Origin of the sequence: Kitasatospora sp. NPDC002965 (assembly GCF_040611255.1) — a bacterium.
GTDB lineage: Bacteria > Actinomycetota > Actinomycetes > Streptomycetales > Streptomycetaceae > Kitasatospora.
In genome coordinates, this window is record NZ_JBEXNT010000269.1 from 1 (window position 1) to 4112 (window position 4112).

A 4112-nucleotide genomic window follows, 5' to 3' on the forward strand; every position below is an offset into this window, starting at 1 on the left:
CGCGTCGGCGCCGACCCCTTCGGCGCCCTGATCCTGCGCACCCTGCGCGCCGAAGGCGTCGACACCACCCACACCCACACCGACACCGACGGCCGGCCCACCGGCCTGCTCATACGCGAGGACAGCATCGGCGACCTCGCCACCGTCCACTACCACCGCGAACGCTCCGCCGGATCCGCCCTCCACCCCGAAGACGTCCTGCCCGCCCTGCACCCCGGCGTCCGCGTCCTCCACCTCACCGGCATCACCCCCGCACTCGGCCCCACCGCCGCCCGAACCGTCCAGGCCGCCGCCACCCACGCCCGCGAACTCGGCATCACCGTCAGCCTCGACGTCAACCACCGCACCCGCCTGTGGACACAGCACCAAGCCCGCCGAACCCTCCTACCACTGGCCCGCACCGCCGACATCCTCATCGCCTCCGCCGACGAACTCCACCTCATCGCCGACGACCCCACCCGCGACGAGGCCGACACCGTCACCGCCCTCCTCGACCAGGGCACCCGCGAGGTCGTCATCACCCGCGGCGCCGCCGGAGCCGACGTCACCACCAGGGAGGGCACCCACCACGCCCCCGCCCGAAGGGTCCCCGTCGTCGACGTCATCGGCGCCGGCGACGCCTTCGTCGCCGGCTACCTCTCCGCACTCCTCGACCACCTCACTCCCCAACAACGCCTCCACCGCGCCACCGACACCGCCGCCTTCGCCGTCGCCACCCGCGGCGACTGGGAAGGCCTCCCCACCCGCACCGACCTCACCCTCCTCGACGCCCCCACCGGCACCACCCTCCGCTGACCCAGAGGAATCCCATGCAGCACACCCGTCCCTCAGTCACCGTCTGGGCCCGCGGGAACCACGAACTCGCCGAAGGCGCCCGCTGGGTCGACAACCGCCTGATCTTCACCGACATCCTCACCGGACGCCTCCTCGAAGCCCCCGGACCCGCCCCCACCCCCGCCCGGGAACTCCTGCGCCTGCCCGTCCCCCTCGGCGCCGTCGCCCCCGTCGGAGGCCGTCCCGGACACTGGATCGCCGCGGCCGGTACCGGCATCGCCCTCATCGCACCCGACGGCACGACCCACTGGCTGGCCCGCCCCGAAGACGACTCCCCCGTCCCCACCCGCATGAACGACGGCGCCTGCGACCCCCGAGGCCGGTTCTGGGCCACGAGCATGCCCTACGACGGCACGCCCGGCACCGGCAACCTCTACCGCACCGACCACGACGGCACCGTCCACCACGTCCTCGACGGCCTCACCGTCGCCAACGGCCCCGCCTTCACTCCCGACGCCACCCAGCTCTACGTCGCCGACAGCACCGCCGGCGTCATCCACCGCTGCACCCTCGACATCCACGGAGACATCACCCACCGCGAGGAGTTCACCCACACCGGCAACACCGGCTCCCCCGACGGCATGACCGTCGACAACGACCACCACCTCTGGGTCGCCCTCTGGGGCGGCGCCGCCGTCCACCGCTACCACCCCGACGGCACACTCAGCGCCACAATCCGCCTCCCCACCCCCCAACCCACTTCCGTCTGCCTCACTCCCACCGGCACCCTCTTCATCACCACCGCCCGCCACGGCCTCACCACCGACCACGGCCTCTCAGGAACCATCCTCCGAACCACCGTCGACACCACCGCGCCACCGGCAGCCGCCTACACACCCCTCTGACTGACAACCCGACCGACCCCGACCTCCCCCATCCCGCGAACAGCGTTCCAGGACGCTCCACTCAGCGGACACTCCACGAACAATTGCTCCGCCCGCGCACCCGGCCGGCAGCCGTCGCCCGCCGCCCCACGCCGCGACAACGGGGCCGCCGAGACCACCCCGGCCAAGGCCCGGCTGCAGCCCGCCAAGGGTCCCCGCACCACACCAGAGCCCGCCGATGTTCTCGCCACCGTCCTCATGAGCAGCGGCAGCACCTGCGGCTGACGCCACCCGAACCGCACCACGCCACCGCCCCCTGGCCGTCTGCGGCCTGCCCCGCAGGCCGGCAGCCCCTTCCCCCGAAGCCCGCCCACATCTTTGAGGTGACTCACGATGAGCCGAGCGCGCCGCTCGAACCCGAACCCCCGCCCACCCACCGGCCGCACCCCCCACAGTGCCGGCGTCCACCAGATCACCAAGCGGTTCGGCGCGGTCCAGGCCCTGGGCGGAGTCACCCTCGACTTCCCCGCCGGCCAGATCACCGCCCTCATGGGAGAGAACGGCGCCGGCAAGTCCACCCTCCTCAAAATCCTCACCGGCGACCACCAGCCCACCGAGGGCCATGTCGTCCTCGACGGCCACCGCATCGACCTCGCCTCACCCGCCCAGGCCCGCACCGCCGGAATCCGCATCATCCCCCAGGAACCGGAGATCATCCCCCACGTCTCCGTCGCCGAAAACGTCTACGCCGGCGCCCTCCCCCGCAAGACCGGCCGACGCCTCGACCGGGCCGAACTACGCCGCCGCATCACCGCCGACCTCCGACGCCTCGGCTTCGACAAAGTCCTCGACCCCGACCTCCTCGGCTCCCAACTCACCCCCGCCCAACGCCAACTCGTCGAAATCCTGCGCGCACTCACCGGCGACGCCAAAGTCATCGCGTTCGACGAACCCACCTCCTCCCTCTCCGAACACGAAGTCGACGCCCTCTTCACCCTCATCCGCCGCCTACGCGACCAAGGCGTAGCCGTCATCTACGTCTCGCACCGCATGCAGGAGATCTTCCAACTCGCCGACCGCATCGCGGTGCTGCGCGACGGCGCCCTCGCCGGCGTCCAGGACGCCGCCACCACCAGTGAGGGCGACCTCGTGCGGCTGATGGTCGGGCGTGACCTGTCCACCATGTTCACCCGCGAACGCGTCGCCACCGACCGCCTCGTCCTGGATGTGCGGGGTGTCACCACCGACCACGTCACCGGCATCGACCTGCGCATCCACGCCGGTGAGGTCGTCGGCCTGGCCGGACTCATCGGGGCCGGACGCTCCGAACTCGCCCTCGCCCTCGCCGGTGACCAGCCCGTCCGCTCCGGCACCGTCACCCTCGACGGCCGCACCCTGCGATCCGGCAGCCCCGGCGACGCCATCCGCGCCGGCCTCGGCCTCGCCCCCGAGGAACGCAAAGCCCAGGCCCTGTTCCTGCACCGCTCCATCCGCGACAACACCAGCACCGTCGTCCTGGAACGCCTGCGCCGCTTCCGCTTCGTACGCCGCACCGCCGAACGCGAGCTCGCCCAGGAATACACCGACCGCCTCCGCGTACGCACCCCCTCCATCGAACACGAAGTGCGCAAACTCTCCGGCGGCAACCAACAGAAAGTCGTCCTCGCCCGCTGGCTCGCCCGCAAACCCAAAGTCCTGATCCTCGACGAGCCCACCCGCGGCATCGACGTCGGCGCCAAAGCCGAGATCTACCAGATCATCGCCGACCTCGCCGCCGAAGGCGTCGCCATCCTCGTCATCTCCTCCGAACTCCCCGAAGTCCTCGGCCTCGCCGACCGCATCATCGTCATGCAGAACGGCCGCATCACCGGCGAACTCGACCGCACCACCGCCACCGAGGAAGCCATCCTCAACCTCGCCATGGCCGACGACATCGCCGCCGCGACCGCACCCGCCCCAGGAGCACCCTCGTGACCACCACCACTGGCACCACCCCCACCTCCAAGGCCGGCCGGGGCCGGCCGAACCCGTCCGCAGGTCCGGCGAGGATCCTTGCCCAGGTCGGCGGTCAGAACCTCAGCCTGATCGGTGCGCTGGTCGCCGTCCTCGCCCTGTTCGGTGTGCTGAACGACAACTTCCTCAGCCTCGGCAACATGCAGGTCATCGCCGAAGCCGCCACCATCACCGGCCTCCTCGCCGTCGTCCAGACCGTCGTCATCATCTGCGGCGGCCTCGACATCTCCGTCGGCTCCCAAGCCGGCGTCGCCTCCGTCGTCTCCGCCATGGCCTTCACCTCCACAGGATCCAACCCCTACCTCGGCATCGCCGCCGCCATCGGCGTCGGCATCCTCGTCGGCACCCTCAACGGCCTGATCATCGTCTACGGCCGCGTCAACCCCACCATCGCCACCCTCGCCGGCCTCGCCGCCTACAAGGGCCTCGCCCAACTCCTCT

Annotated in this window: 3 protein-coding genes and 1 pseudogene; all 4 read left to right on the forward strand. The window is 71.3% G+C overall.

Annotated features, from left to right (window positions below):
- The coding region (locus tag ABZY91_RS41570; protein WP_355409387.1) for a sugar kinase at nt 1–795 on the forward strand (795 nt) is incomplete at its 5' end.
- A 14-nt stretch (nt 796–809) separates the two neighbouring features.
- A complete protein-coding gene (locus tag ABZY91_RS41575; protein WP_355409389.1) occupies nt 810–1679 on the forward strand; it encodes an SMP-30/gluconolactonase/LRE family protein in 870 nt (289 codons plus the stop codon).
- Nucleotides 1680–2051: 372 nt separating this feature from the next.
- Complete coding sequence (locus ABZY91_RS41580; RefSeq protein WP_355409391.1) at nt 2052–3632, forward strand: sugar ABC transporter ATP-binding protein; 1581 nt, start codon at nt 2052–2054, stop codon at nt 3630–3632.
- Nucleotides 3629–4112 (forward strand): annotated as a pseudogene (locus ABZY91_RS41585) (ABC transporter permease); the annotation flags it as partial. The gene ABZY91_RS41580 and the pseudogene ABZY91_RS41585, both read left to right, overlap by 4 nt.